The 26,141-nt window shown below is 62.7% G+C and carries 24 protein-coding genes; 15 read left to right on the forward strand and 9 right to left on the reverse strand.

Annotation, left to right across the window (positions count from 1 at the left end; translation table 11 throughout):
- Positions 1–22 precede the first annotated feature (22 nt).
- From AC1Z3W_RS03190 to AC1Z3W_RS03215, 6 genes are all read left to right on the forward strand, one after another.
- On the forward strand, positions 23–1,489 hold the full coding sequence (locus AC1Z3W_RS03190) for an aldehyde dehydrogenase family protein (RefSeq protein ID WP_057926403.1): 1,467 nt from the start codon (positions 23–25) through the stop codon (positions 1,487–1,489).
- A 7-nt stretch (positions 1,490–1,496) separates the two neighbouring features.
- Positions 1,497–2,564, forward strand: coding sequence for a maleylacetate reductase (locus AC1Z3W_RS03195; RefSeq protein WP_057926404.1), 1,068 nt, complete (start codon positions 1,497–1,499; stop codon positions 2,562–2,564).
- A 28-nt stretch (positions 2,565–2,592) separates the two neighbouring features.
- Positions 2,593–3,465, forward strand: a complete 873-nt coding sequence (locus AC1Z3W_RS03200) for an intradiol ring-cleavage dioxygenase (protein ID WP_175825905.1) — start codon at positions 2,593–2,595, stop codon at positions 3,463–3,465.
- 5 nt (positions 3,466–3,470) lie between these two features.
- The gene (locus tag AC1Z3W_RS03205) at positions 3,471–3,782 is read left to right on the forward strand and encodes a YciI family protein (protein ID WP_057926405.1); all 312 of its coding nucleotides are present in this window, start codon (positions 3,471–3,473) and stop codon (positions 3,780–3,782) included.
- 3 nt (positions 3,783–3,785) lie between these two features.
- On the forward strand, positions 3,786–4,121 hold the full coding sequence (locus AC1Z3W_RS03210; protein WP_483506984.1) for a Rieske (2Fe-2S) protein: 336 nt from the start codon (positions 3,786–3,788) through the stop codon (positions 4,119–4,121).
- A gap of 241 nt (positions 4,122–4,362) precedes the next feature.
- Entirely contained in the window at positions 4,363–5,451 is a 1,089-nt protein-coding gene (locus AC1Z3W_RS03215) for a porin (RefSeq protein ID WP_124835673.1), read from the forward strand.
- Between the two features lie 67 nt (positions 5,452–5,518).
- On the opposite strand, the gene AC1Z3W_RS03220 is transcribed toward AC1Z3W_RS03215, so the two are convergent.
- A complete protein-coding gene (locus AC1Z3W_RS03220; RefSeq protein WP_057926408.1) occupies positions 5,519–6,178 on the reverse strand; it encodes a glutathione S-transferase family protein in 660 nt (219 codons plus the stop codon).
- 120 nt (positions 6,179–6,298) lie between these two features.
- Here AC1Z3W_RS03220 and AC1Z3W_RS03225 point away from each other — a divergent pair, with 120 nt between their 5' ends.
- Complete coding sequence (locus AC1Z3W_RS03225; RefSeq protein ID WP_124835672.1) at positions 6,299–7,114, forward strand: helix-turn-helix domain-containing protein; 816 nt, start codon at positions 6,299–6,301, stop codon at positions 7,112–7,114.
- A gap of 253 nt (positions 7,115–7,367) precedes the next feature.
- Positions 7,368–8,180, forward strand: coding sequence for a hypothetical protein (locus AC1Z3W_RS03230; protein ID WP_057926460.1), 813 nt, complete (start codon positions 7,368–7,370; stop codon positions 8,178–8,180).
- Positions 8,181–8,593: 413 nt separating this feature from the next.
- Here the strand turns inward: AC1Z3W_RS03230 and AC1Z3W_RS03235 are convergent, their stop codons facing one another.
- Entirely contained in the window at positions 8,594–9,553 is a 960-nt protein-coding gene (locus AC1Z3W_RS03235; RefSeq protein ID WP_124835671.1) for a LysR family transcriptional regulator, read from the reverse strand.
- 156 nt (positions 9,554–9,709) lie between these two features.
- On the opposite strand from AC1Z3W_RS03235, the gene AC1Z3W_RS03240 reads away from it, so the two are divergent.
- From AC1Z3W_RS03240 to AC1Z3W_RS03255, 4 genes are all read left to right on the forward strand, one after another.
- Positions 9,710–10,966, forward strand: coding sequence for a M24 family metallopeptidase (locus tag AC1Z3W_RS03240; RefSeq protein WP_057926411.1), 1,257 nt, complete (start codon positions 9,710–9,712; stop codon positions 10,964–10,966).
- A gap of 83 nt (positions 10,967–11,049) precedes the next feature.
- Complete coding sequence (locus tag AC1Z3W_RS03245) at positions 11,050–12,192, forward strand: porin (RefSeq protein WP_483506988.1); 1,143 nt, start codon at positions 11,050–11,052, stop codon at positions 12,190–12,192.
- Positions 12,193–12,206: 14 nt separating this feature from the next.
- Positions 12,207–13,136 (forward strand): glycine betaine ABC transporter substrate-binding protein, encoded by a 930-nt coding sequence (locus AC1Z3W_RS03250; RefSeq protein WP_242431810.1) that lies wholly within the window; start codon positions 12,207–12,209, stop codon positions 13,134–13,136.
- A gap of 136 nt (positions 13,137–13,272) precedes the next feature.
- The gene (locus AC1Z3W_RS03255; RefSeq protein ID WP_483506990.1) at positions 13,273–14,799 is read left to right on the forward strand and encodes an aldehyde dehydrogenase family protein; all 1,527 of its coding nucleotides are present in this window, start codon (positions 13,273–13,275) and stop codon (positions 14,797–14,799) included.
- Between the two features lie 144 nt (positions 14,800–14,943).
- Here AC1Z3W_RS03255 and AC1Z3W_RS03260 read toward each other — a convergent pair whose 3' ends face one another.
- The 4 genes from AC1Z3W_RS03260 to AC1Z3W_RS03275 all read right to left on the reverse strand — a co-directional run bounded on the left by AC1Z3W_RS03260 (position 14,944) and on the right by AC1Z3W_RS03275 (position 18,883).
- Positions 14,944–15,825: a LysR family transcriptional regulator gene (locus AC1Z3W_RS03260; RefSeq protein WP_124835480.1), complete on the reverse strand. Its 882-nt coding sequence runs from the start codon at positions 15,823–15,825 to the stop codon at positions 14,944–14,946.
- Positions 15,826–15,992: 167 nt separating this feature from the next.
- On the reverse strand, positions 15,993–16,856 hold the full coding sequence (locus AC1Z3W_RS03265) for a glycine betaine ABC transporter substrate-binding protein (RefSeq protein ID WP_483506993.1): 864 nt from the start codon (positions 16,854–16,856) through the stop codon (positions 15,993–15,995).
- A gap of 81 nt (positions 16,857–16,937) precedes the next feature.
- Positions 16,938–18,572, reverse strand: coding sequence for a choline dehydrogenase (locus tag AC1Z3W_RS03270; protein ID WP_483506995.1), 1,635 nt, complete (start codon positions 18,570–18,572; stop codon positions 16,938–16,940).
- 2 nt (positions 18,573–18,574) lie between these two features.
- Positions 18,575–18,883 (reverse strand): cupin domain-containing protein, encoded by a 309-nt coding sequence (locus tag AC1Z3W_RS03275; protein ID WP_057925957.1) that lies wholly within the window; start codon positions 18,881–18,883, stop codon positions 18,575–18,577.
- A gap of 380 nt (positions 18,884–19,263) precedes the next feature.
- Here AC1Z3W_RS03275 and AC1Z3W_RS03280 point away from each other — a divergent pair, with 380 nt between their 5' ends.
- Together AC1Z3W_RS03280 and AC1Z3W_RS03285 are read left to right on the forward strand one after the other, a co-directional pair.
- Positions 19,264–20,445 carry a M24 family metallopeptidase gene (locus AC1Z3W_RS03280; protein ID WP_483506997.1) on the forward strand — a complete coding sequence of 394 codons (1,182 nt, stop codon included), beginning with the start codon at positions 19,264–19,266 and terminating at the stop codon, positions 20,443–20,445.
- A gap of 119 nt (positions 20,446–20,564) precedes the next feature.
- Complete coding sequence (locus AC1Z3W_RS03285) at positions 20,565–21,284, forward strand: hypothetical protein (protein WP_483506999.1); 720 nt, start codon at positions 20,565–20,567, stop codon at positions 21,282–21,284.
- A gap of 192 nt (positions 21,285–21,476) precedes the next feature.
- Here AC1Z3W_RS03285 and glmS read toward each other — a convergent pair whose 3' ends face one another.
- The gene (gene glmS, locus AC1Z3W_RS03290) at positions 21,477–23,306 is read right to left on the reverse strand and encodes a glutamine--fructose-6-phosphate transaminase (isomerizing) (RefSeq protein WP_483507001.1); all 1,830 of its coding nucleotides are present in this window, start codon (positions 23,304–23,306) and stop codon (positions 21,477–21,479) included.
- A 156-nt stretch (positions 23,307–23,462) separates the two neighbouring features.
- Between glmS and AC1Z3W_RS03295 the strand changes: the two genes are divergently transcribed.
- Positions 23,463–23,960 carry an Lrp/AsnC family transcriptional regulator gene (locus AC1Z3W_RS03295; RefSeq protein WP_057925949.1) on the forward strand — a complete coding sequence of 166 codons (498 nt, stop codon included), beginning with the start codon at positions 23,463–23,465 and terminating at the stop codon, positions 23,958–23,960.
- A 36-nt stretch (positions 23,961–23,996) separates the two neighbouring features.
- Here the strand turns inward: AC1Z3W_RS03295 and AC1Z3W_RS03300 are convergent, their stop codons facing one another.
- Positions 23,997–24,536 (reverse strand): methylated-DNA--[protein]-cysteine S-methyltransferase, encoded by a 540-nt coding sequence (locus AC1Z3W_RS03300; RefSeq protein ID WP_483507003.1) that lies wholly within the window; start codon positions 24,534–24,536, stop codon positions 23,997–23,999.
- Complete coding sequence (locus AC1Z3W_RS03305; RefSeq protein ID WP_483507005.1) at positions 24,533–25,999, reverse strand: DNA-3-methyladenine glycosylase 2 family protein; 1,467 nt, start codon at positions 25,997–25,999, stop codon at positions 24,533–24,535. Before AC1Z3W_RS03305 ends, AC1Z3W_RS03300 begins: the two co-directional genes overlap by 4 nt.
- Positions 26,000–26,141 lie beyond the last annotated feature (142 nt).

Below are 26,141 nucleotides of genomic sequence, written 5' to 3' on the forward strand. Positions count from 1 at the left end.
AGCACATCATCGAGGACGATTCATGCAAACCCAACTCTTCATCGACGGGCGCTTCGTTGACGCCGTCGACCGCGGCACGATCGACGTGCTCAATCCGCACGACGGCTCGCTGATCACGAAGATCGCCGCCGCCACCGCGGCGGACGTGGATCTGGCGGTCGAAGCCGCTACCCGTGCGTTCCCGAAGTGGTCGGCCATGCCGGCAGCCGAACGCGGCCGGCTGCTGCTGCGTCTGGCTGATGCGATCGAAGCCAACGCGGAGGAGCTCGCGCAACTCGAATCGCTGGACACCGGCCACCCGATCCGCGATTCGCGCGCGCTCGACGTGCCGCGCACGGCCGGCTGCTTCCGCTACTTCGGCGGGATGGCCGACAAGCTGCAGGGCTCGGTGATTCCCGTCGAAACGGGCTTCCTGAACTACGTGCAGCGCGCGCCGATCGGCGTCGTCGGGCAGATCGTGCCGTGGAATTTCCCGCTGATGTTCACGAGCTGGAAGATGGGCCCCGCGCTGGCCGCGGGCAACACGGTCGTGCTCAAGCCGTCGGAAATCACGCCGCTGTCGACGCTGCGTATCGTCGAACTGATGGCCGAGGTCGGGTTCCCGGCCGGTGTCGTCAATATCGTTCCCGGCTACGGGCATACGGCCGGCCAGCGGCTCGCCGAACATCCCGGTGTCGGCAAGATCGCGTTCACCGGTTCGACCGCGACGGGCCGCCGCATCGTCGAGGCATCGCAGGGCAACCTGAAGCGCGTGCAACTGGAACTGGGCGGCAAGGGCGCGAACATCGTGTTCGACGACGCGAACCTCGATGCCGCGATCAACGGCGCCGCCTGGGCGATTTTCCACAACCAGGGGCAGGCGTGCATCGCGGGTTCGCGTCTCGTGCTGCACGAACGCATCGCCGACGAATTCCTCGAGCGCTTCGTGTCGCTGGCCTCGTCGATCCGCGTCGGCAATCCGCTGGACCCGAACACCGAGATGGGGCCGCTCACATCGAAGCAGCACCTCGACCGCGTGCTGTCGTTCGTCGACGTCGCGCGCGACCAGGGCGGCCGTGTGCTGGCCGGCGGCAGCGCGCCGCAGGATGCGGCGCTTGCCAACGGCTACTACGTGCGCCCGACCGTGATCGAAGCCAGGAGCGCGACGGATCGCGTCGCCCAGGAGGAAGTGTTCGGCCCGTTCGTCACCGTGCTGCGCTTCGGCAGCGACGAGCAAGCACGGTCGATCGCCAACGCGACCGAATACGGGCTCGGCAGCGGCCTCTGGACCAACGATCTGTCCCGTGCACACAAGATGGCGTCGCAGATCGACGCGGGCATGTGCTGGATCAACTGCTACAAGCGCGTGAATCCGGGCAGCCCGTTCGGCGGCATCGGGAAGTCGGGCTATGGCCGCGAGATGGGCTTCGAGGCGATGCACGACTACACGGAAGCGCGCTCGGTATGGGTCAACGTCGACGGCAAGGTGCCGCCGCACTTCAAGCGCTGAGGCCGAGATGGAGCGCTTCGTCTATCAGGGAACGCCGTCGCGCGTCGTGTTCGAATGGGGCGCGCTCGAGCGGCTGCCGAACGAGCTGTCCGTGCTCGGTGCGCAGCGGGCGCTGATTCTGTCGACGCCCGAGCAGCAGCCGCTCGCCGAACGGGTCAGGGACGTGCTCGGCGAGCGTGCGGCCGGCGTATGCGCGCAGGCCGTGATGCACGTGCCGGTCGAAGTTGCGCGCGCCGCGCGCGAGATGGCGGCCGAGCTGGGTGCGGACTGCTGCATCGCGATCGGCGGCGGCTCGACGATCGGGCTCGGCAAGGCGATCGCGCTCGAATCGTCGCTGCCGATCCTCGCCGTGCCGACGACCTACGCGGGCTCGGAGATGACGCCGATCTTCGGGCTCACGGAAGGCCGGCTGAAGCGTACCGGGCGCGATATGCGCGTGCTGCCGCGGACGGTGCTCTACGACCCGTCGCTGACGTTGTCGCTGCCGCCGGGGATTTCCGCGGCTTCCGGTGTCAATGCGATGGCGCATGCGGTCGAAGCGCTCTATGCGGAAGATGCGAACCCGGTGATCAGCTTGATGGCGGAGGAGTCGATCCGGGCGCTCGGCGAGGCGCTGCCCGCGATCGTGCGTGCGCCGGACGACCGCGAGATGCGCAGCCGCGCGTTGTACGGCGCATGGCTTGCCGGCACGTGTCTCGGCGCGGTCGGCATGGCGTTGCACCACAAGCTCTGTCATACGCTCGGCGGCACGTTCAACCTGCCGCACGCGCAGACGCACGCCGCGATGTTGCCGCATACCGCGCACTACAACCACGCCGCGGCCCCCGACGCGCTGCGCCGTGTCGCGCGGGCGCTGGGCGGCACCGACGCAGCCGACGCCGGCCCGTTGTTGTTCGAATTGAATCGGCGGCTCGGCCTGTCGGCGGCGCTTGCCGACATCGGGATGCCGGAAGCGGGCCTCGACGAAGCCGCCGACCTCGCATGCCGCAATCCCTACGCGAATCCGCGGCCGATCGAACGCGCACCGATTCGTGAATTGCTTCAGCATGCGTGGGAAGGGCACGAGCCGCAGTGAGCGGCCGGCCGCATCCAAGGAGACGAACGTGACGAATGATCATCATGACGGCGACACCCGGCTGACCGAGCAGGTCGTCGCCAGCTTCGACGGTACGCCGAATCCGCGCTTGCGCATGCTGATGCAGAGCCTCGTGCGGCATCTGCATGCGTTTGTCCGCGAAACGGAGTTGACCGAGGCCGAGTGGATGGCCGCGATCCGCTTCCTGACCGAAACCGGGCAGATGTGCGACGACGTCGTGCGCCAGGAGTTCATCCTGTTGTCGGACACGCTGGGCGTGTCGATGCTGGTCGATGCGATCAACCATCGCTTCGCCACAGGCGCGACGGAAACGACCGTGTTCGGGCCGTTCTACATCGAGGGCATGCCCGACCGCGCGTATGGCGAGAACATGGCGTTCACGCCCGGCACGCCGGTCGTCGTGCATGGCCGCGTGCTCGCCACCGACGACACGCCGGTGCGGGGCGCCGTGCTCGACGTGTGGCAGACCGCGGACAACGGCATGTATTCCGGTCAGGACAAGGAACAGCCGCACGGCAATCTGCGCGGCCGCTACCGGACCGATGCCGAAGGCCGGTATGCGATCACGACGATTCTGCCGGTCAGCTATCCGATTCCGACCGACGGCCCGGTCGGGAAGATGCTCGATGCCACCGGACGCCATCCGTGGCGGCCCGCGCACCTGCACTTCATGATCGACGCGCCGGGCTACCGCAAGCTCGTCACGCATCTGTTCGACGAGGAGGACGCGTACCTGAAGTCGGATGCCGTCTTCGGCGTGAAGCCGTCGTTGATGGTCGCGTATCAGCCGCGTGCGGCCGATGATGAACTTGCGCGCCGGTTCGGCTTGAGCGGCGCGTACCGCGAAGCGACGTATGACTTCGTGCTCGACCGGAGCTGATCGACATGGCGCGATTCTTTGCGGTGTTTGCGACGGACCAGCCCGGGATGCGCGAGGTGCGCGACCGCATGCGATCCACGCATCGGACCTACCTGCGTTCCGCCGCGCAGCACGGCGTGTATGTGCGGCTCGGCGGGCCGACGCTCGATCCGCAGGGCGATGCGATGAACGGCACGCTGCTCGTCGTCGAGGCGGACGACATCGATGCGGTGATGCAGTTCGTCGGCAACGATCCGTATGTGAAGGAAGGGCTGTTCTCGCGGGTCGAGGTTCGTCCGTGGGACTGGAGCCTTGGAAACCCCGAGCGGAGAGTGTGAGTCATGGGGGGCGCGCAACTCTGTCGCTTCTCCGATGTGCCCGACGGCGGGGCACGGGTCGTCGATGAAGCGTGTATCGGGCGTCCCGTCGTCGTCGTTCGACGCGGGGAGCAGGTGTGGGCGTACGTGAACCGGTGCCCGCATTTCTCGGTTCCGCTCGATTTCGTGCCGGGCAACGTTTCCTGCTATCGGTCTCAGGTGCTGATGTGTGCGCATCACAGCGCGCTGTTCCGGTTCGACGATGGCGTGTGTATCGACGGTCCGTGTTCGGGCGCCGGACTGGAAGCCGTGGCCGTCGAGGTCGATTCGGCGGCGTGGGTGATCTGTCGGGGCGCGTGAGCCGGAAAGCGGGATTGCCCAAAGGCATTCGAGTAATCGGGCAATCGCTTCGGGTTGGATGAAATTGGGAATATTCTGGATTTCATCCATTCCATTCAATCAGTAAAGCTAAATGAAATTTTTCCGACCCGGATGAAGGCGAAGCCGGGCTGGGGAAGTCGTTGTTTCACGAAGCAGCGGTCGAGTACCTGCGAGACAGTGGGCGGCCGGTTCGCATTGACAGAAAAAAGACGGAGACACAATGAAACTGAGGTTTGGAGCAATCGCGATGCTTGCCATCGCACAGGGCGCATACGCGCAGAGCAGCGTGACCCTGTTCGGTCTGATCGACAGCGGCATCTCGTATGTCAGCAACGAAGGCGGAGGAAAGAACGTCAAGTTCGACGACGGCATCTTCACGCCGAACCTGTTCGGTTTGCGCGGCACGGAGGATCTCGGCGGCGGATATCGCGCGACGTTCGCGCTCGTGAACCAGTTTTCGATGGCGAACGGCAGCATCGTCGGCACCGGGATTTTCGGCCGCAATGCATACGTGGGTATCGAGAGCGACCGCTTCGGCAACATCACGCTCGGGAACCAGTACGACTTCATGGTCGATTCCCTGTTTGCGAAGGGGAATGCGATTTCGATGGATATTACCGGGCTGTACGGGTTCAGGAACGGCCCGTTCCAGCGTCTTGCGCTGCCGAATAATCCGACCGGCGCATTCGACTGGGATCGAACGGCGGGCAGCAAGCCCGTGGCGAATTCGGTCAAATACACTTCGCCGACGATTGCGGGCTTCTCCGGGGGCGTGATGTATGCGTTCGGCGGCGTGGCCGGTTCGGTCGGCGCGGACAATACCGTGAGCGCCGGATTGAACTACGACGCCGGGGCGTTCGGTATCGGCGCGGCCTATACGAACGAGAAGTATGGCCCGGCGCCCGGTACACCGTCGACCAGTGTGCGCAACTGGGGCGTCGGGATGCACTATGACTTCGGTGCGGTGACGGCAAAGGCGTTGCTGACCACCGTGCGCAATTCGTTCAACGACGCCAGCGTGTGGATGGCCGAAGCCGGCGGCGTGTGGCGCATCAGGCCGGACGTCTTTCTCGGCGCGAAGTACATGTACATGAAGGGCAACGAAGCCGTGAACGACAACCATGCGCATCAGGTCAGCGTCGCACTTCAATACCTGTTGACGAAGCGGACGATGGTTTATGTGTCCGCGGATTATCAACGCGCGAACAGCGGCGCGAACGCGCAGATCAACGGTGTGCTCGACCCGAACGGGGCGTCGAGTTCAGCGAGCCAGGCGATCGCGCGGATCGGGTTGCATACGATGTTTTGAAGGCGGACGGCTGGCGGGTTTGCCGGCGTCCGGGCGGAACGTGCATCAAGGTCCGCCCGGCACCGGACTATCTCGCCGCTGCGGCTGCCTCCTTGGCTTTGTCCTGTTCCGCCGCCAGCGCCGCATCTGCGGCCTGTGCGCGCTGGATGGCCGGTCGGGCGAGGATGCGATCGATGTAGGCGCGAATGCGCGGCGTCTCGGGCACCAGCTTGAACATCGTGGTCCAGTTCAGCGCCGAGCCCCACAGCACATCGACCGCCGTAAAGCGCTCGCCCAGCAGGTACGGGCCCTTGGCCAGTTGCGCTTCGATCGCGTTGATGACGGTATCGAAGTCGCCGTAGGGCGACGTCGAGTAGGCCGCGGGCGGGCGATTCATCGACCGGTCGACGATGGCAGGCTCGAAGCACGAACCGTAGAACGCCATCCAGCGCAGATACGGTCCGCGCAGCGAATCACCCGGCGCCGGCGACAGGCCGGCTTCCGGATACAGTTCGGCCGCGTACAGGTAGACGGCAGCCTGCTCGGTGACGATCGCATCGTCGTGGCGCAGTGCGGGAACCTTGCCCATCGGATTGATGGCCAGGTAATCGGGGTCGTGGTGTTTGCCGGTGGAGAGATCGAACGCGTGCAGTTCATAGTCGGCGCCCAGTTCCTCGAGCAGCATGCGGGCGCCGGCCGAGCGGCTGCGCGGGGAGTGGAACAGGGTCAGGTGACGGTCTTGCGGCATCGCGGGCTCCGGTGTGGGTTCGGGACAAGGATTCCAATGTAGGTCGGTTGCGTGCCGCCGTCTTGGAAAAATCCGCTGCGGCAGTGCATCATCACGCAATCCCCCGAACGGTTCGTCACCATGGCCGACTTGCGTAACGTGACCGACACGCCCAAGGGTGTCGTCGGCCCGAAAGCATTCAACCAGCGCTTCCGCCTGAATCGCTACTACCCGCGTGCCGAACTGGCCGGGGTGCTGGATCACCACTGGATCGTCGAATGGGATCTGCGCGACCAGCCGCCGTACGTGCAGCGCACACTGCCGTATCCGTGCGTGAATCTGGTGTTCGATCGGCGGCAGACGGGGATCTTCGGTGTGGTGTCGGGGGCGTTCGAGACGACGCTGGCCGGAGCGGGGAGGGTGATCGGTTTGCGCTTTCGGCCGGGGGCGTTTCGCGCGTTCTTCGGCAAGCCCGTGCATTTGCTGACCGACAAGGTGCTGCCGGTGTCCACGCTGCTCGACTGTGGCGACGCGGAAGCCGAAAATGCCGTGCTCGGCGCCGAGGATGATGCCGGGATGGTGGCGGCCGCCGAGGCGCTGCTGTTGCGCGTGCTGCCGCCGCCCGATCCGCAAGTCGAGCGCATTCACGCCATTTTGCAGATGCTGCAGCAGGACCTCGCGCTCACGCAGGTGCGGGATCTGGCCGAGCGTGCGGGGTTGAGCGAGCGCACGCTTCAGCAGCTCTTCTCCAGCCATGTGGGTGTGACGCCGAAGTGGGTGATCTGTCGATACCGATTGCATGAGGCCGCCGACAAGCTCGCCGGCGGCGAGCCGGTCGATCTCGCGGAGCTGGCTCATGCGCTCGGGTATTTCGATCAGGCGCATTTCACGCGCGATTTCCGCACGCTGGTGGGGAAGGCGCCGGCGGAATACAGGCGGGAGGATCGGCAGGAATGAGGTTGCGGTTGCGGTTTCGCGACGGGCAACGGAATGTCATTGCCCCCGCCCGTCGCGCCGCTGCTCGCTTGTCGTGGATTGTTGTAGTCTGGGCAATACGATAGTGTGGCGCGCCGGCCTGCCGCCGAGCTGACAATGAACCTATGATGTGTCGCGCAAGCGATCGGTGAACTCGAACGGTTGGCACGTTGCCGATCATTGGATCCTGCCGATCTCATGGCCGACCGATCCGCCAGAAAATCAGGAGTTTGCCGTGTTTCACCGGAAATCCATGTTGGGCCGTTTGAATGTCGCGTGCGTCGTCGCCGTGGCGATCATGCTGGCCCCAGTCGCGACGCGCGCAGCGGCCGACAAAGTCAACGAAACGGCGAGCGTCGCGCCTGCCGTTTCGGCCAACAGGTCGCTCACGCGGCCGATTGTCGGCGACGATCCGGTTGCGATTCGGGAAGCACTGGAGAAGCTGCACGTCAAAAGCGCGTCCCCGTCCCTGAGCGATCGCGTCCGCCGCCTGATCCCCGGCGTGGCCGACAAGCATGGCCAGAACGCCGACCTGGCTGCGGTCAACCTGGATCGTGAGGTCACTTTCCTGGTGCCGCTGTCGTACGGGCTGCGATATCAGTCGCAGAAGCATCTGTTGAAGGTGAACGTCGACCTGGTCGACGCCGACGGCGAAGGCCGGACAGGCATCCTGCTCAGAAAGGTCATCACCGGGCCGCGAGGGCGAGGGCTCGTGATCGCAGCCGAGGCGAAGGCAAAAGGCTATATCCAGCAGATCGACATCATCGAACTCGATCCCGGAAAAGGCAGGAAGTCCACCGTGCGCGGCCGCGTGAGGCTGTCACCCGCTGCGTACGCGCAAACGCATGGCGAGTTCGCGTTCGCGCTTTCCGGGCGTCTGGTGCGGCCATACCTGACCGAACACATCGAGCACGCCGAACCGAGCAACGACGAGCCGACCGACATCACGACGAGGACTTCGAGGTTGTACCTGGATGTCGAATCCATTTCGCTCGTGAGTCCGGCGAGTGGTGCGGTGCTGTTGAAGAAGCTGAGTTTTTCGAAGTAGGGGGCTGCTTGGGCGGGGCTTTGGCCGGTCAAGAGGCTCCGCAAGCGAACATGTCGAGCGTGCGGGGTTGAGGGAGCGCATGCTGCAGCAACCCTTTTCCAGCTATGTGGGCGTGACGCCGAAGGGTTGATCTGTCGACATAGCCTGCATGAGACCCCCGATAAGCGCGCCGGCGGCGAGCCGGTCGATCTCGCGGAACTGGCTCATGCGCTCGGGTATTGCGATCCGGTGCATCTCACGCGCGATAACTGCAAGCTGGCCGAGGAAGGCGCCTGTGGGGTATCGGCGGCAGGATGGTCACGGGTGACGTCGCGGCACAGGGTGGCACTGCGGCGTCAGGCCGGATTGTGTTCATGCGGGAACAGGGAGATGTCAGCTTGAACATGGGTCGGCTGTAGTTGTGAACGCATACATCATGTTCCCCGCGTTTCGGTGCGTCCTTCGTGAGTCGCCCGCTCTTCACGTAACTGATAACTTGCGATCCAGTTATACAACTGTTCGACTTCCGGTCGGATCGGACGCAGACTATTTCGCATAAGAAAATACCCGCGGCCTGGGCGCACGCTGAGCGTAGACAGAGGCGCCAGCCTTCCGCTGCGAATCTCGCTGTCGAGCAGGTATCGCGTGCCAAGCGTAACGCCGCGCCCGCGAATGGCGGCATCCACTAGAACGATGTAATTGTTCCCGTACTCGGTTGCCTTTACGCGCTTGGGCTCGACCCCGAGCGAAGCAAACCATGCAGACCAGTTGATCCAGTTCGGTTCGAGTCGTTCGTATTCGAGAAGAACCTGGGATAGCAGTGCCTCGGGCCCGTCACCGCTCAGTGGATGACGATCGACGTAAGCGGGGCTCGCCACGGGAAATATTTCCTCTTCGAACAGCATTTGTCCCGTCCAGTCGATTCGATGGCCAGCGTCATACACGACGGCGAGGTCAACGCTGTCGTGAAAGAGATCGGCGGTGTGATCCGACGTAATCGTCCGGATGCTTGCCGCGAAGGTCGGGTTGCAATCCCGGAAATCTTTCATGACCTCGCTCAGCCAGAAGTGCGAAATCGCCGTGTTGCTGGCCAGCGTCACGACTGAGCCGATTCGCTTGTCACTCAACTCGTCCACCGCATCAGCGAGGTAATTGAAGGCCGCGCTGACCTTGTCGTGAAGCTGCGCTCCGCGAGGAGACAGGTAAACCCGGCGCCCCACCCGCTCGAAAAGCGAAACCCCCAATCCCTCTTCCAACTGCCGGATCTGCTTGCTGACCGCCGCCTGCGAGACGTGCAGTTCCTCTGCGGCGCGTGTGAAGTTCAGCGTTCGTGCCGCGGCCTCGAAAAACATCAGGCTGCTCAGCGGTGGAAGGCGATGACGCAGACTCTTCATAACTATTGGTTATCAACGTGGATGAGATTTCATCTATGTACAGCGAAATTCTCGACTCGTAAAGTCCTCCACAACTGACATGGCAACAAAAAATGCCTGCCGGCGCGAATGTATTTTCATAACCCACAGTGATCTGTTCCTCAGAGGAAAGCCTCCATGACAACGCTGGACTGGCATCGCGAACGCACGGACCTCTCGGATGTCCACGCGCTTGATCAATCGTCGACGGGCGTCGACATCGACCTCCGGGCAGTGCGCGCGTACCGCCTCGGACGCGTGCGGGCCGAGATGCGAAAGCGCGACATTGCCGCGTTGATCGTCAGCGATCCGGTCAACATCCGGTACGCGACTGGCGCTCGCAATATGCAGATCTTCTGCGCACGCAATACGCCGTCGCGGTATCTCGTCGTGACGGAGCGACGAACGATTCTGTTTGAATTCACGGGTTGCGAGCACCTGGCCGCCGGACTGGAAACCATCGATGAAGTGCGGCCGTCGTCGACGGCGAGCTTCGTCGCGGCCGGCCCCGCGATCGCGCAGCGCGAACACGCATGGGCAGCCGAGATGGCCGCAACGCTGATCGAACTGGTCGGGCCCAATCCCACCATCGGCATCGAGCGCATGAACGCCGGGACGGCTATCGCGCTCGCCGCCCGCGGCATGCGTCTGGTCGATGCGCAGGAACCGATCGAGATGGCGCGCGCGATCAAGTCGACCGAAGAGCTCAAATGCGTGGTGGCGTCGCTGCGCGCGACCGAGACGGCCGTCGGCAAGTTGCGCGATGCAATCCGGCCGGGCATGACGGAAAACGAATTGTGGTCGGTTCTGCATCAGTCGGTGATCGCGCAGGACGGCGACTACGTGGAAACGCGCCTTCTGAGCGCAGGCCGTCGCACCAACCCGTGGTTCCAGGAAACGTCGAGTCACATCATTGGCGCGAACCAGCTGATCGCATTGGACACCGATGTCGTCGGGTGTCACGGCTACTACTCCGACTTCTCGCGCACCTTCCATGCCGGACCGGACGCACCGACCGAGAACCAACGCACGCTTTACAAGCTGGCTCACGAGCAGGTGCACCACAACATCGAGGTCATTCGGCCGGGCATGACGCTCAAGGAGTACAGCGACAAGGCCTGGAACATTCCCGCCCGGTATCACGCGAACCGCTATTACCTGTCGGCGCATGGCTGCGGCATGACCGGCGAATACCCGTATCTCTACCACCATGCCGACTTCGGTGCTTCGGGCTACGACGGTGAAATTCAGCCGGGGATGACGTTGTGTGTCGAAAGCTACATCGGCGAAGAAGGGGGGCAGGAAGGCGTGAAGCTGGAGCAGCAGCTTCTCGTCACGGAGACGGGCACGCAACTGCTTTCCCTGTTCCCGTTCGAGGACGCGCTGCTGAAGTAGTCGTGTCGCACTGCGCCGCTTCGACACGGGATGCCGTGAACTACAAGAAGTGAATTTCGATGACTTGTGAGGAGAAAACGTCAATGAAAAAGAAGCTGTTGGTGCTGGCGATATGTGCACCGATTGGATCGGCGGTCTACGCCCAGTCGACCGTGACGCTTTACGGCATCGTCGATGAAGGTTTCAACTACACGACGAATGTCGCAGGAAGCAAGTCGTACGAGTTGCAGAGCGGTTATGCGCAAGGCAGCCGGTGGGGATTGAAGGGATCGGAGGATCTCGGCGGCGGACTCAAGGCCGTGTTTACGCTCGAGAACGGGTTCGATGTGAACAATGGTCGGCTGGGCCAGGGCGGTCTCATGTTCGGTCGGCAAGCCTATGTTGGACTGTCGAGTCCGACGTATGGTGCCGTCACGTTAGGCCGGCAATATGACGCGCTCGTCGACTTTCTTGCACAGACGACAGCCAACGGAAACTGGGCGGGTTATCTCTTCTCGCATCCGTACGACAACGACAACACCGACAATTCGTTTCGCGTCAACAACACAGTCAAGTACACCAGTCCTGCGTTCGGCGGTTTTCAGTTTGGCGGCACCTACAGCTTTTCGAACAACACGAGCTTTGCGAATAACCGGCAGTACAGCGTGGGCGCGCAATATGCGAACGGCGGACTGCTTGTCGCCGCAGCGTACTTGCAGGCCAACAACCCATCGGCGAATGCCGGCGGGGCTATCAGCACTGGCGACCAGAACTTCATCGGTTCGCGCGTGAGAGTTTTCGGCGCCGGTGTGAACTACACGTTCTCTGCCGCGACCGTTGGCTTTGCCTATACCAACAGCGACGTAGCGAATCCGGTCAGTTCGGTGTACGTGGGAGCGATTACGCCGGCTGGCGCCTCTGCCTCGAATCTTCGTTTTCAAAACTTCGAGGTGAACGCAAAGTACCAGTTCACGACGGGCTTGTATGCCGGTGCGATGTACACCTACACGCGCGCCACGCTGAGTCAGGCGACCGGCAAGCGTCACCCGAACTACCAGTCGGTCGGGCTCATGGCCGACTACAGCCTGTCGAAACGCACCGACTTTTATCTGCAAGGTGCCTATCAACATGCCGGCGGCGACGCGACCGGATCCGTGCTCGATGTCGCGTATGTGCCGGGCGCGAGCAATGTGTCATCGAACGGCAATCAACTCGTCGTGCGGGCTGCCATCCGACATAGGTTCTGACGCGGCGACCTTGCATGACCGGCCTGCATCGACGTGTTCGATGCGGCCGTCGTCTCAACCCTGAAATGGAACTGCAGAAAATGACCAGGATTCTTCGATTTCTCAAGTTTCTCGTGCCCATGGTCCTGCTGATCGCGGGCGCATCGGCCCGTGCGGATGACAAGTCGATCACCATCGGCGTGAACAACTGGGCGGAAAACATCGCTGTCGCCAACATGTGGAAGCTGCTCCTTGCGGAGAAGGGGTATCAGGTTCGATTGCAGAACGCCGACAAGGCACTTTTGTACAACAGTGTCGCGCAAGGGAAAATCGACCTGACGTTTGAGGTCTGGCTCCCTGCGGGAGACAAACCCGCATTCGACAGGGTCAAAGACCACGTGGTGAAGATCGGCCCGTGGTTCAAGGAAGCCAATCTGGGCCTCGTCGTGCCGGACTACGTTCCGGTCGATCGCATCGATCAACTGAACCAGAACAAGAACCTCTTCGCGACGGGAGGTGGACCGAAGATCGTCGGGATCGACTCGGGCAGCAGTCTCATGCAGTTGACCGAGAAAGCAAAGACGACCTATGGGCTCGACTTCGGTATTCAATCCTCGTCCGAGTCCGCGATGGTCCTCTCGCTCGAGCGTGCGATTCAGCGCAAGGAACCGATCGTCGTGACGTTGTGGAAACCGCACTGGATCTGGTCGAAGTACAAACTCAAGTACCTGAAGGACCCGAAAGGTACTTTCGGCGCAAGCGATTCCATCTACGGCATCGAGACGCAGGTATTCGCCAAGCAGCACCCCGATGTCGAGAAATGGCTGCAGCAATGGAAGATGGACGACAACTCGCTCGGCAGCCTGATGTCCGAAATCATCAAGGAGGGCGCCTCGACGCCCGAGAAGGGAGCGAAAGTCTGGATCGACGCCAATCGTCAGCTCGTACAGCAGTGGATGCACTGATATCGCGAGGATGGCAACGCGGTAGCCGCTGGAGCAGCCATCGCATTCAGGAACGTGTCGACCCGGTCGAACTTCGCAATGGGGTTCGTCGGGTCGAAGCGACCTGCAAGACATGACAAGACATTGGAGACAGGAGATGCATCCTTTCGATCTGAAGCAACTGGGCCTCGACGTCGAATATCCGTATCACGAGCAGTACGAGAATTACATCGGGGGGCGATGGGTGCCACCGATAAATGGCGAGTATTTCGACAACGTATCGCCGATCAACGGCAACGCATTTTGTCGCGTACCGCGTTCAAGCGGCGCGGATGTGGAATTCGCGATTGACGCCGCACACGAGGCGCGCCGCAAATGGGCGAAGACGTCGGTCACCGAGCGCGCGAACTTGCTGCTCGCCGCCGCCGACCGGATGGAAAAGAACCTGAAGCTGCTCGCGGTGGCCGAGACGATCGACAACGGCAAGCCGCTGCGCGAGACGATGGCGGCCGACCTGCCGCTCGCAATCGACCACTTCCGCTATTTCGCGGGCTGCATCCGCGCGCAGGAAGGCGGCATTTCCGAGATCGACGGCAACACCGTCGCGTATCACTTCCACGAGCCGCTCGGCGTCGTCGGCCAGATCATCCCGTGGAACTTCCCGCTGCTGATGGCGGCGTGGAAGCTTGCGCCGGCGCTCGCGGCCGGCTGCTGCGTCGTGATGAAGCCTGCCGAGCAGACGCCTGCATCGGTGCTGGTGCTGATGGAGCTGATCGGCGACCTGTTCCCGGCCGGCACGATCAACATCGTGAACGGCTTCGGCAAGGAAGCGGGCGAATGGCTCGCGACCAGCAAGCGGATCGCGAAGATCGCGTTCACCGGTTCCACGCCGGTCGGGAAACGCATTCTGCATGCTGCTGCCGACAACCTGATTCCGTCGACGGTCGAACTGGGCGGCAAGAGCCCGAACATCTTCTTCGCGGACGTGCTCGACCAGGACGACGCGTTCCTCGACAAGGCGCTCGAAGGCCTCGCGATGTTCGCGCTGAACCAGGGCGAGGTGTGCACGTGCCCGTCGCGGATCCTGATCCAGGAATCGATCTACGACCGCTTCATCGAGAAGGCCGTCGCGCGCGTCGAGCGCATCAAGGCCGGCCACCCGCTCGACCTGCAGACGATGATCGGCGCGCAGGCGTCGCAGCAGCAGCTCGACAAGATCCTGTCGTACATCGATATCGGCCGCGACGAAGGCGCGCAATGCCTGACGGGCGGCGAGCGCACGGCACCGGCGGCCGACCTCGGCACGGGCTATTACGTGAAGCCGACGATGCTGCTCGGCAACAACAAGATGCGTGTGTTCCAGGAAGAGATCTTCGGGCCGGTCGCGTCGGTGATGACGTTCAAGGACGAGCAGGAAGCGATCGAACTCGCGAACGACACGTTCTACGGGCTCGGCGCGGGCGTGTGGACGCGCAACGGCACGCGTGCGTACCAGATGGGCCGCGAGGTCGAGGCCGGCCGCGTGTGGACCAACTGCTACCACCTGTATCCGGCGCACGCGGCGTTCGGCGGCTACAAGCAGTCGGGCATCGGTCGCGAGACGCACAAGATGGCGCTGTCGAACTATCAGCAGACGAAGTGCCTGCTGGTCAGCTATCAGGCCGAGGCGCTCGGGTTCTTCTGATCGCTTCGACTTTCGACAAGCGGGAAGCCGGGCGCTGTGGCGAGAGCCGCGCCCCGGCGACCGTCGAGCATCCTTTTCCTGGAACTTGATTTCCAAAGTCAAGTAGCCGGCAGGCGGAAAACCGAATCCGGGAATGACACGCGACTACGACGCAGCTTCGGCCCGTCGAGCCGAAAGAAGCAATTGGGTTTGAAGAAACTCGGCAATCGAATCCAGCCCGGGCTTCTTCTCGGGTGCGATGGCTAGCCGGATCATGAGCTGGTCGTTGATCGGGGTGACCTTGAGCTTGCTCGACGTGAGCGACGATGGGCTGAGCGAGCTCTGCGGAAGCAACGCCGCGCAGAAGCCGTTTTCGACTGCCGCTGTAATGCTATATAGCGCGTTGGAGCGAAACGCGATCCGGTGAAAGGGGGCCTGTTGGGCTGCAAGGCGCAACGTCATGTCGCGCAATACGCAATCGACGTCGAGCAGACCGACTGCCGTGTAGCTGTCCGCACGCCTCTCGCTTCCCACCGGCTCGGCCCAGACCAGTTTCTCTTCCCACAGGGGCAGGCCGGAATCGATATCCACATCCTGCGTGAGAATCGCCAGGTCCAGTTCATTGCTCTCGATCTTCCGTCGCAGCTTCCTGCTCAGGTCGCATTCCACCGAAGGGACCACCGCGGGGAAGTTGTCGTGCAGATAGGGCAGCGCGGATGACAGAAGGGCGGGAGCATAGTCGGCCGGCACGCCGATGCGGATCTCGCCGGCAATCGGCTCACGCAGGAATTCATTCAGTGCCGCGCTTTCGAGACGAAGCATGGCGCGGGCATGGGCCAGCATCTTCTCGCCCGCCGGTGTCACACGAAGACTCTGGTTGTTCCTCTCGAGCAGCCGCTGTTGCACGCACTCTTCAAGGCGTTTGATCTGCATGCTGACCGCAGACTGCGTGAGGTACAGGTGCTCGGCCGCGCTCTTGAGGCTGCCGGAGAGACAGACCGTGGCGAATGTCTCAAGTACATTAAGGTCCAGCTTTCCTCGTCGCATTACCTGACTCCGCTCGCCGCACGTCCATGTCGTTGCATGATTATCCGGTCGGCGATGTGAGGATGCAAATTCCGGGTGCCCATGCGATTTGCTGCGGTAATCAGTGCGGCAATCACGCCGCTGGCGAGTGCCTGTCGCCAGCGGCGTACCGAACGCCTTGCCGACGCTTACTGCATCCACTGCTGCACGAGGGAGCGATGGGCATCGATCCAGATCCTGGTGCCCTTCTCAGGCGTGGTCGCACCTTGCTTGTTGATTTCGGACATCAGGCTGCCAAGCGAGTTGTCGTCCATCTTCCATTTCTGGAGCCACCGCTCGACGTCCGGATGTTGCTTCTTGAATGCCAGGGTTTCGATGCCGTAGATGGAATCGGTCGAACCGAACTCGCCTTTCGGGTCCTTGAGGTACTTCAACTTGTACTTCGACCAGATCCAGTGTGGCTTCCACAGCGTGACGACGATCGGTTCCTTGCGGCTCTCGGCGCGTTCCAGCGACAGGATCATCGCCGACTCGGACGACGGCTGCACATCCCAATCCAGCTTGTAGCTGTTCTTCGCAGTCTCGGTTTCGCGCATCAGGCTGCTGCCGGAATCGATGCCGACAATCTTCGGGCGGCCGTTCGACGCGAACAGGGTTTTGTTCGCGTTGAGCTGCTCGATACTGTCGACGTTGACATAGTCGGGAACGGCCAGGCCCAGGTTGGCTTCCTTGAACCACGGACCGACGAGGGCAACGCGTTCCTTGACCTTGTCGTAGGCCGGCTTGTCGAGCGTCGGGAGCCAGACCTCGAAGGTCATATCGATTTGCCCGTTGGCGACGCCGTTATAGAGCAGGGCCTTGTCGGCGCTCTGCAGCTTGACGTTGTAGCCTTTCTCGTCGAGGAGAATCTTCCACATGTTCGCGACGGCGATGTTCTCGGCCCAGTTGTTGACGCCGATCGTGATTGCCTTGTCGTCGGCATATGCATTACCCGCCGCAGAGAGGAAGACAGCGGCCGGCAAGAGGAATTTCAGTAATCTGGACATCTTCATGGTGTTTCCCTGTTGGAAGGTTTCGGGGCCAAGCTTTGCGTGGGTTGTCGCGCGGCCAATCGGGCCGCGGCGCGCTTCAGGTCATGCAACAAACTTCAGGGAATCACCCCGCAGCACCGGCTTTCCGAGCACGATGTCACTCGCGCGCTCTGCCAGCATGATCGTGGCGGCATTGATGTTTGCACTGGGCACCGAGGGCATGACCGACGCATCGATGACGCGAAGCCGTTCGACGCCATGAACCTTCAGGTCTGTTCCGCTGACTGCCAGCCGGTCTTTCTTCGGGCCGATCTTGCAGGTGCCGCACGGGTGGTACGCGCTGGACGCGTCCATCCGGATGAACTCGTCCAGCGCCTCGGTGGCGCTGACGTCGATACCGGGCATGTCCTCGCGGAAGTGATACCGGCTGAAGGCGGGCTGCTTCGAGAACAGCAGGCCCAGGCGCATTGCCTCGCGCATGACGCGCCAGTCCTCTTCGGTATCCATGTAGTTGGGGTCGATGGAGAGGGCCTCTTCCGCCACGTTCGACTTCAGTCTCACCTGGCCGCGGCTGGTCGGCCGCATCGGACCGACGCCGATTCGATAGCCGTTGGTCTGCCGAGTCGGAATCCAGTTCTTGTCGAAGAACACCGGGAAGAAGTGGAACTGGATGTCCGGATGCGTGATGTAGTCGGCGCTCTTCAGGAAGGCACCAACATGGCATTGATTGACAGAAGCGATGCCGGACTTGAAACCGAACCATTGCACGCCGGCGAGCAGCATCCGGTGCAGTCGAAGCTCGCGATTCAACGAGACGGGCTCCTTGGTCTCGATCTGAATGTGGCATTCGAGGTGGTCTTGCAGGTTCTGGCCAACGCCGGGCAAATCAACTCGTACGTCGATGCCTTTCTCCTTCAGATGTGCGCCCGGTCCGATGCCGGAAAGCATCAGCAGTTGAGGAGAACCGAACACCCCGCTGCAGAGCAGCGTCTCCTTGCGAGCGAGTACGTCGACGATCGAACCTTCATGCAACACCTGGAAACCCGTCGCCCGGTTCCCGATCATGTTGATTTTTCGCAGCGTGCTTCGCGTCCAGATGGTGAGGTTGCCATCGTCCTGACGCGAGTGCAGATAGCCATACGAAGCACTATTGCGGATCCCATGGTCGACGCTCATCTCGAAGCGCGAGACGCCTTCCTGCTGGTAGCCGTTGACATCGCCTGTCAGCGGGAATCCGGCTTCGACGCCGGCGTCGAGAAACGCCTGGTTCAGCGGGGAGAGGCTTTCCTGACGTTGAGCATGGATGAATCCGTCGGTGCCGCGGTAGGCACTCCTGACGTCGCTGCGCTCGATCTTCCGGAAGTACGGCAGGCAGTTTTGCCAGTCCCAGCCGGTCGCGCCTTCCTGCGCCCAGCGGTCGTAGTCGAGCGGGTGACCGCGCAGCCAAGTCATGCCGTTGATCGAGGAGGAGCCTCCGAGGACACGGCCGCGCGGCTGTTGAATGCGCCGATTGCCGAGGTTGCGCTGCGGCTCCGTCTCGAACCAGTAGTTGTACTTCGAGGAAGGCTTGAAAATCGAACGAAGGCCGGCAGGCATACGGATGACCCACGCGTTGTCTTTGGGACCGGCCTCTATCAGCAGGACTCGATTGCCTGCGTCAGCGAGACGTCGTGCAAGAACGCAGCCTGCCGAACCGGCTCCGCCAATCACATAGTCAAATTCCAATGCCTGGCTCATGATCACGCTCCCGCAGCGCCACCGCTCTCGTGGTACGCGTACCGCGTCTCGATGGGCGAGGAGATGACCCATTCGGCTTCGGCGCCTTCGCCAATGGTCACGAGGTCCCCTTGAGCGATGTCGAGCTCGAGCCCGTGCTTGAAGGTCAGTTTCGCCTGACCGCGAACGACGAGGAAGGTGGCGCCAGGAACGTATCGATGCGCAAACGTACTGTCGGTGCATTGCCAGGAATCCCAGCCCGCAATTTTCTGTTCGATGTCGCTCGGCGCCGGTTGCTTGGAAACGGAAGGGATGAGGTGAGATGAGGTCATGTCGGACGTATCGGATTCAATGGGGTATGGACGCGAACGGCAGGATTCGTTTGCTCGCAGACGCACAGGCGTGCAGGCCTTTCTCGTGCGGAGCTGCGGCAGGGGTATGTCGTATCGCGAAATCACAGTACCCAGCCGATATGGTCAAAGCAAACGAAACTATCTGATGCGGTGCTTCAAATATTTTGATAAACCGACTCAAGAAGATTCGTTTGCCTGGACTCGATGTCGTCTACCAGAATTGAGCCGGTACACGGGATTCGAGCCGCTCGACGGACGATGCGGGACGCCGTTGGCGCAGGTGCTTCCCCTGTCACGCGGTTCGACCATCGAGGTTCGAACTCCGTTTGCGAAGACGATGAGTGGCGAGGTTCCAGGCTGTGGAGACAATTGACTACACGAAAGTTTACGCGCGACGCCTCGAGCGGACGCGCGAGATGCTGAAGGCCGAAGGCATCGATGCGGCGGTGCTGTTCGACCCGCTAAATTTGAGATATGCGACGAACTGCCGGAACATGCAAGTGTGGTCCTCGCATCATATGGTGCGGTACGCGTTCGTGCCCGTCACGGGCAATGTCGTGATGTTCGACTATGGCGGCGCGCTTCACCTGTCTGAGGGCAACGCGCTGATCGACGAAGCCCGGCCCGCCAAATCCTGGGACTACTTTGGGTCGGGTTCGCGTGCCGAGGAGCATGCCAACATGTGGGCGGAGGAAATCGCCGACTTGCTCACTGAGGTGTGCGGGAAAGGTGCGGTGCTGGGGCTGGACCGTATCGATCTGTTGCCGCTGCGCGCGCTCGACAGGCTTCACGTTCGAACAGTCGATGCGAAGGGGCCGCTCGAGCGTGCGAAGTCGGTCAAGAGTCCGGACGAAGTCCGGATCATTCGCGACTCGATGCGGGTCTGCACCGATGCCATCGCCTACATGCGCGAGCACGTCCGTCCGGGCGTCAGCGAGAACTACCTGCTGTCGCTGCTGAACCAGTACAACATCGAGCACGGTGGCGAGTATCAGGAGACGAGGGGGCTCGCGTCCGGTCACCACACGAACCCGTGGTTTGTCGAAGCATCCGAAAAGATCGTCGAGGCCGGCGAGATGCTGGTGTTCGACAGCGACCTGATCGGCCCGCACGGCGTTTTCGCGGACCAGACGCGATCCTTCGTGATCGGCGATGGGCGGCCGAACAACGAGCAGCGAACGAACTACGCCCTCGCGTACGAGCAACTGCAGCACAACATGTCGTTGCTGCGACTGGGGCTTTCGTTCCACGACTTCATCGACAGCACCTGGAAGATGCCGGAAGTGTACGTACCGAACCGCTACGCCGAAATCGTGCACGGTCTCGGGTTCGGCGTCGAGTACCCGCTCGTGTATTTCCCGCCCGATGCACCCGCTTACCAGTACCCGGGGGTCTTCGAAGAGGGGATGACGGTATGCGTGGAGAGCTATGTCGGCGTGCCCGGCGGTGTGGACGGCGTGAAGCTCGAGCAGCCGGTGCAGATCACTCGGGACGGACCGGTTTCGCTGTCGGAATGCCCGTTCGAGCTGGACTACCTGTAGGCGACCCCCTGTCGAGCGCGCTGAGGGAAGCATGCCGAAGCGAAGCGCGTGCGTCCCGGCGTGTTCGTTCCGGTGCCGCCACGGTATCGGCGAAAGAGGACGTGGAACGTGGCGCCAGCATGCTAGAAGCCAATACCTATGAGGGTATGGGCCTCGGTGCTCTGTTCGATGGTGGTAGGGCGCTGGAGAAGCAGCTCAAGAGCATTGAGGCGATGAAAGAGGCTGGGCTTGCGACAGCTGGACCGGAGGCATGGAAGCCTTATACGACCCACTATCGGCAGCAGGCTATCGTCGACTTTCGGCAAGCGATGGCGAAGGCGATGAAGTTGGAGCAAACGAGCACGCTTGTGCCACTGTCGCAAGACCATCAGGCATGGCTGTCCAGTTCCGCATTTTTGAATGTTTTCGAGTCGGATTACGAGCCGGGAAGCTGGCGATGCGGGCTGAGCTACACAAACACGTTTACACGATGCATCGAAGGCTCGGCTGACCGCAAGGATGTCGTTGATGTGCTCGTCAAATGGGCTAAGGGCAGCGTATCCGATACCCGCAATCCGTTGTTGAGGGCGTTCGTTCTGAATAGTCCAGTGTTGGCCGAGAAGGTCAAAGAAGTCTCCAGTTATCCATATATGGAGCTGAGGGAGTTTGTGGCGAAGCTCATCGAGTCATACAGCAAGATAGAGCAGGTGGAGGAGTCGAAGGATAAGGGTATCAAGGTTGCTGTTGCGAAGGCGTTAGCGTGGCTTCTCCATGAGACAGGTGGGCCCGTGGCCGAAGCTATTTGGAGCCACGGGGCTAACGGCATGAGACCGGGGTCGATGCCCCGAACCCCCGCTTGATGGAATCATTTCGGTGAAACTTTTTCGGAATTTCCCCTCTGAAGTGGGTAATTTTTCGTTGCAGGATTAGAAGCGTTTACGTAACAAAAACAAGTGTTTGGAGACAAAAACTGGCTCCGGACGGATTAGAAACGTTGACGTGTAAACGCTTCTAATCCAGATTGCCACATCGTGGTCTACGACGAATGCCCCTCACTCCACCGTCACCGACTTCGCCAGATTCCTCGGCTTATCAATATCCGTCCCCCGTGCCAACGCAGCGTGATAAGCCAGCAGTTGCATCGGCACCGTATGCAGAATCGGCGACAGCGGCCCATAGTACTCATTGAGCCGAATCACCTCGATCCCTTCGCTCGGCACCAACCCGCAGTCCACGTCCGCGAACACAAAGAGCCTGCCATTCCGCGCACTGACTTCATGCATGTTCGACCGGAGTTTTTCCAGAAGCACATCATTCGGCGCCACCGCGATAACCGGCATTTCATTGCTGACCAACGCCAGCGGCCCGTGCTTCAACTCCCCGGCGGGATAAGCCTCCGCGTGGATATACGAAATCTCCTTCATCTTCAGCGCGCCTTCCAGCGCGATCGGATAATGCATCCCGCGCCCGAGAAACAGCATGTTGTCGCGTCGCGCGAGCAGCTCCGACCAGCCCATGATCTGCGGCTCCAGCGCGAGCACCTTCGACATCGCATCGGGCAGATGCCGCAGCGCACGCAAATGCGCTTTCTCCTCGTCGTCGCTCAACCGCCCACGCACCTGCGCAAGCGCCAGCGTGAGCAGAAACAGCGCAACGAGCTGCGTCGTGAAAGCCTTCGTCGACGCGACCCCGATCTCGATCCCCGCACGCGTGACGAACTGCAGCGCGCATTCGCGCATCAGCGCGCTCGTCGCGACGTTGCAGATCGCGAGCGTATGCATCATCCCGCGCTGCTTCGCGACATGCACGGCGCCGAGCACGTCGGCCGTCTCGCCGCTCTGCGACACCGCGACGACGAGCGTGCGCGGATTCGGCACGCTGTCGCGATAACGGAACTCGCTCGCAATCTCCACGCTCGCCGGCAGCTTCGCGATGCTCTCGATCCAGTACTTCGCGGTCAGCGCCGCGTGATAGCTGCCGCCGCACGCGAGCAGCAGCACCGAATCGACGTCGTTGAACACGCGCCACGCGCCGTCGCCGAACAGCTCCGGCATGATAGACGCGACGTCGAGCAGCGTATCGGCCACCGCCTGCGGTTGCTCGAAGATTTCCTTCTGCATGTAGTAGCGATACGACCCGAGGTCGGCCGCGCCGCTGTGAGCCGCCACCCGCTGCACCGCGCGCTCGACGCGCTGGCCGTTCGCATCGACGATCCAGTAGCGATGCAGTTGAATGTCGGCGACGTCACCGTTCTCCAGATACGCGATGCGATCGGTGATGCCCGACAACGCGATCGCATCCGACGCGAGGAAATTCTCGCCATCGCCGACACCGACGACGAGCGGCATCCCGTCGCGCGCCCCGACGATCCGGTGCGGCTCGTCGCGGCACATCACCGCGATCGCGTAGCTGCCGCGCAGTCGCGCGACCGCGCGGCGCACCGCGTCGAACAGGTCGCCGTCGTACAGGTGGTCGATCAGGTGCGCGATCGCCTCGCTGTCGGTCTGGCTCGCAAACACATAACCATGCGCCTGCAGTTCCGCGCGCAGTTGAGCGCAGTTCTCGATGATCCCGTTGTGCGACAGCGCGATGCGCGCGTTGTCGTCGCTCGGCGAGAAGTGCGGGTGCGCATTGAGCGTGACGGGCGCGCCGTGCGTGGCCCAGCGCGTATGCGCGATGCCGGTGTAGCCCGACAGCGCATGCGCGGCGATCTCGCGCTGCAGGTTGGCGACGCGCTCGACGCTGCGCGCGCGTGCCAGCGCACGGTCGCGATAGACCACGATGCCGCACGAGTCGTAGCCGCGGTATTCGAGCCGCTTCAGCCCGTCGACGAGGTTCGGCAGGATGTCCCGCTGGGCAACCGCCCCGACAATTCCACACATATCGCGCTCCGTAAATGTCCGGTCTGGATCCGTGACAGCGATGGTAGAAGCGGTTGAATGAAATTAAATTTCAAAATAAGTCAATAAATGAAGCAAACGGGCGATACGTTATGATATTGAAATTAAATTTCACATCCTGACCGGAAGGAGCCGACGATGGCCGGCATCACGCTCGACGATCTCGATCTGCGCATTCTCGCGATCCTGCAGGACGACGCATCGGTGTCGAACCTGCAACTGGCCGAGCGCGCGCTGTCGTCGCCGCCGACCTGCATGCGCCGTGTGCGGCGGCTGACGGAAGCGGGCGTGATCCGCCGCCAGGTCGCGGTGCTCGATCCGGTCGCGATCGGCACGGCCGTCACGGCGCTGATCGAGATCAGCCTCGACCGGCAGACGGCCGAAGACTACGACGCGTTCGAAGCGTACGTCTGCGCGGAGCCGGCGGTTACGCAGTGCTACCGCGTGTCGCCGGGGCCCGACTTCGTGGTGGTGGCCGATCTGGCCGATGTCGCCGAATACGACGCGTTCGCGCGGCGGCTGTTCACCGGCGCATCGAACGTGCGCAACGTGCGGACGTTCTTCTCGACGCATCGCGCGAAGTTCGAGGCGAACGCGCGGGTCGCGCATGCGATGCGCAAGCGCAGCGACGACTAGGCCGCACCACGCACGCCGAACGGTAAATTCGCGACGTCAGAACGCGAGCGACTGCTGCACCGGGTGACGCTCGCCGCGCGCGAACCCGGCGCCTTCGAGCGACAACAACGCGCGCTTCCGTTCAATCCCGCCTGCATAACCGGTGAGGCTGCCTGACGCGCCGATCACGCGATGGCACGGCACCATGATCGACACCGGGTTGCGGCCGACCGCGCCGCCGACGGCGCGCGCCGCACTCATCGGCAGCCCCACGCGCTCGGTGATGTCGCCGTACGACACGAGTTCGCCGAATGGAATCGCGAGCAGTTCCTTCCACACGCTGCGCTGGAACGCGGTGCCGCGCAGGTGAATCGGCACCGAGAAGGTTTCGCGCGTGCCGGTGAAATATTCGGCGATTTCTTCTGCAACCTGGCGCGCGAGCGGCGATGCGGCGCGTGCGTCCGCGTTCGCGTCCGCAACGATTGCCAGCGACGGATAGTATTTCTGGCCGACGAAGAAAAGGCCCGTCAGCGCATCGTCTTCGATACGAATGGCGATGTCGCCCAGCGGGCTCGGAATCAGATGAGCGGGAATCATCGCGAAGCTTCTCCATGAAGGCGCCACACATGCAGTGCGGCATACGCGCGCCACGGCGCCCAGTGTGCCGCATGCGGCGCGGATGATGCGATGCGCGGGCGTTCGGCGGCGATGCGCGGCGCGAGCCACGCGTCGTCGGCGGGGAACGCGTTCGGCCAGGCCATCGCCCGCATCGCGACGTATTGCACCGCGCGTTCGTCGAAGCCGGGCAGTGCGCGCAACGCGGCGAGCGTCGCATCGAGCGGCGCCATCGGTTCGAGCGCGAGCGTGCCGTCGGCCACTGCGCGTGCGAGCGACACGATCGCCCGTGCGGCATCGCGCGTCACGCCGATTGCTTCGAGCGCAGCCGGCGGCAAGACCGCCAGCGTGGCAGCCGAAGGCAACGCATGCGTGAGCCCGGGCGGCGCGTTGTCGACCGGCGTACCGAAGCGTTCGGCAACGCGCGTCAGCACGGCACTCGCCTGCGTTGCCGCCAGGTGTTCACCCGCGATCGCACGGATCGCGATCTCGAGTCCGTCGAATGCGCCGGGCACGCGCAGGCCGGGCGTGCCTTCCGCGAGTTCGCCCAGATGCGCGTCGATCACGTCGGGGCGGCTGTCGAGATCGAACAGCCGCCGCACGCGCGCGAGCACGGCCGGCACGACGGGCGTCAGCGTGGGCGACACGGTGACCGCGAGTGCGAACCGCTGCGGCGCGTGCGCGACGGACAGCCAGCCCGTCACGTGACCGTTGCCGTTCGGCAGCGCGACAACGCGCGCATAGCCGTGTGCGTCGACCCGCTCGACGCCGTCGATCTGCCGCTGCGCGAGAAAGCGCATCAGCTCGGGCCACGCGAACGGCGGCCTGTAAGGTAGCGGGAACGTCATGTCGCTGCCGGTGGCTGCGCCGGCACCTTTGCGCAAGCGCAGCGGATTGAGGCCGTAGCGTTGCCGGAACAGGTCGTTGAAGCGCCGCACGCTGCCGAACCCGGCGGTCGACGCGACGACGGCCACCGGCAGCGCGGTATCGGTCAGCAGGCGCTTGGCCATCAGCAGCCGGTGCGTCTGCGCGAACTCGACCGGCGACACGCCGAACTGCGCGGCGAAGATCCGGCGCAGATGGCGCTCGGTCACGCCGACCCGCTGCGCGAGCGCGTCGACGGAGTGTTCGTTCAGGAAACCGTCCTCGATCAGTATGGCGGCCGCATCGGCGAGGTTGCCGGACAGGTCGAGCAGCCCATGGCCGGGCGCGAGTTCGGGCCGGCAGCGCATGCACGGCCGAAAGCCGGCCTTCTCCGCGGCGGCGGCGGTCGGGTAATAGCTGCAGTTCTGCGCCTTCGGCGGTTTCACCGGGCAGACGGGGCGGCAATACACGCCCGTCGTCGATACGCCGACGAAGAACCAGCCGTCGAAGCGGCGGTTCCGCGAAAGCAGGGCGTCGTAGCAGGTGTCGGGATCGAGGCGCATGCGACGACTGTAAACCATCCTCGCCGCCGATTCTGGCTGGAATCGGACATGTGTATCGGCGCACCGGTTTGCGTCATGGCCCCATTTTGCGCGCAGGAAAATGCCGGAAAAACGGTTAATGCCAATCTGCAAAACAGTCATCTCTTTTTGTGCGGCCAGA

Source organism: Burkholderia sp. 10_S31 (assembly GCF_056930375.1).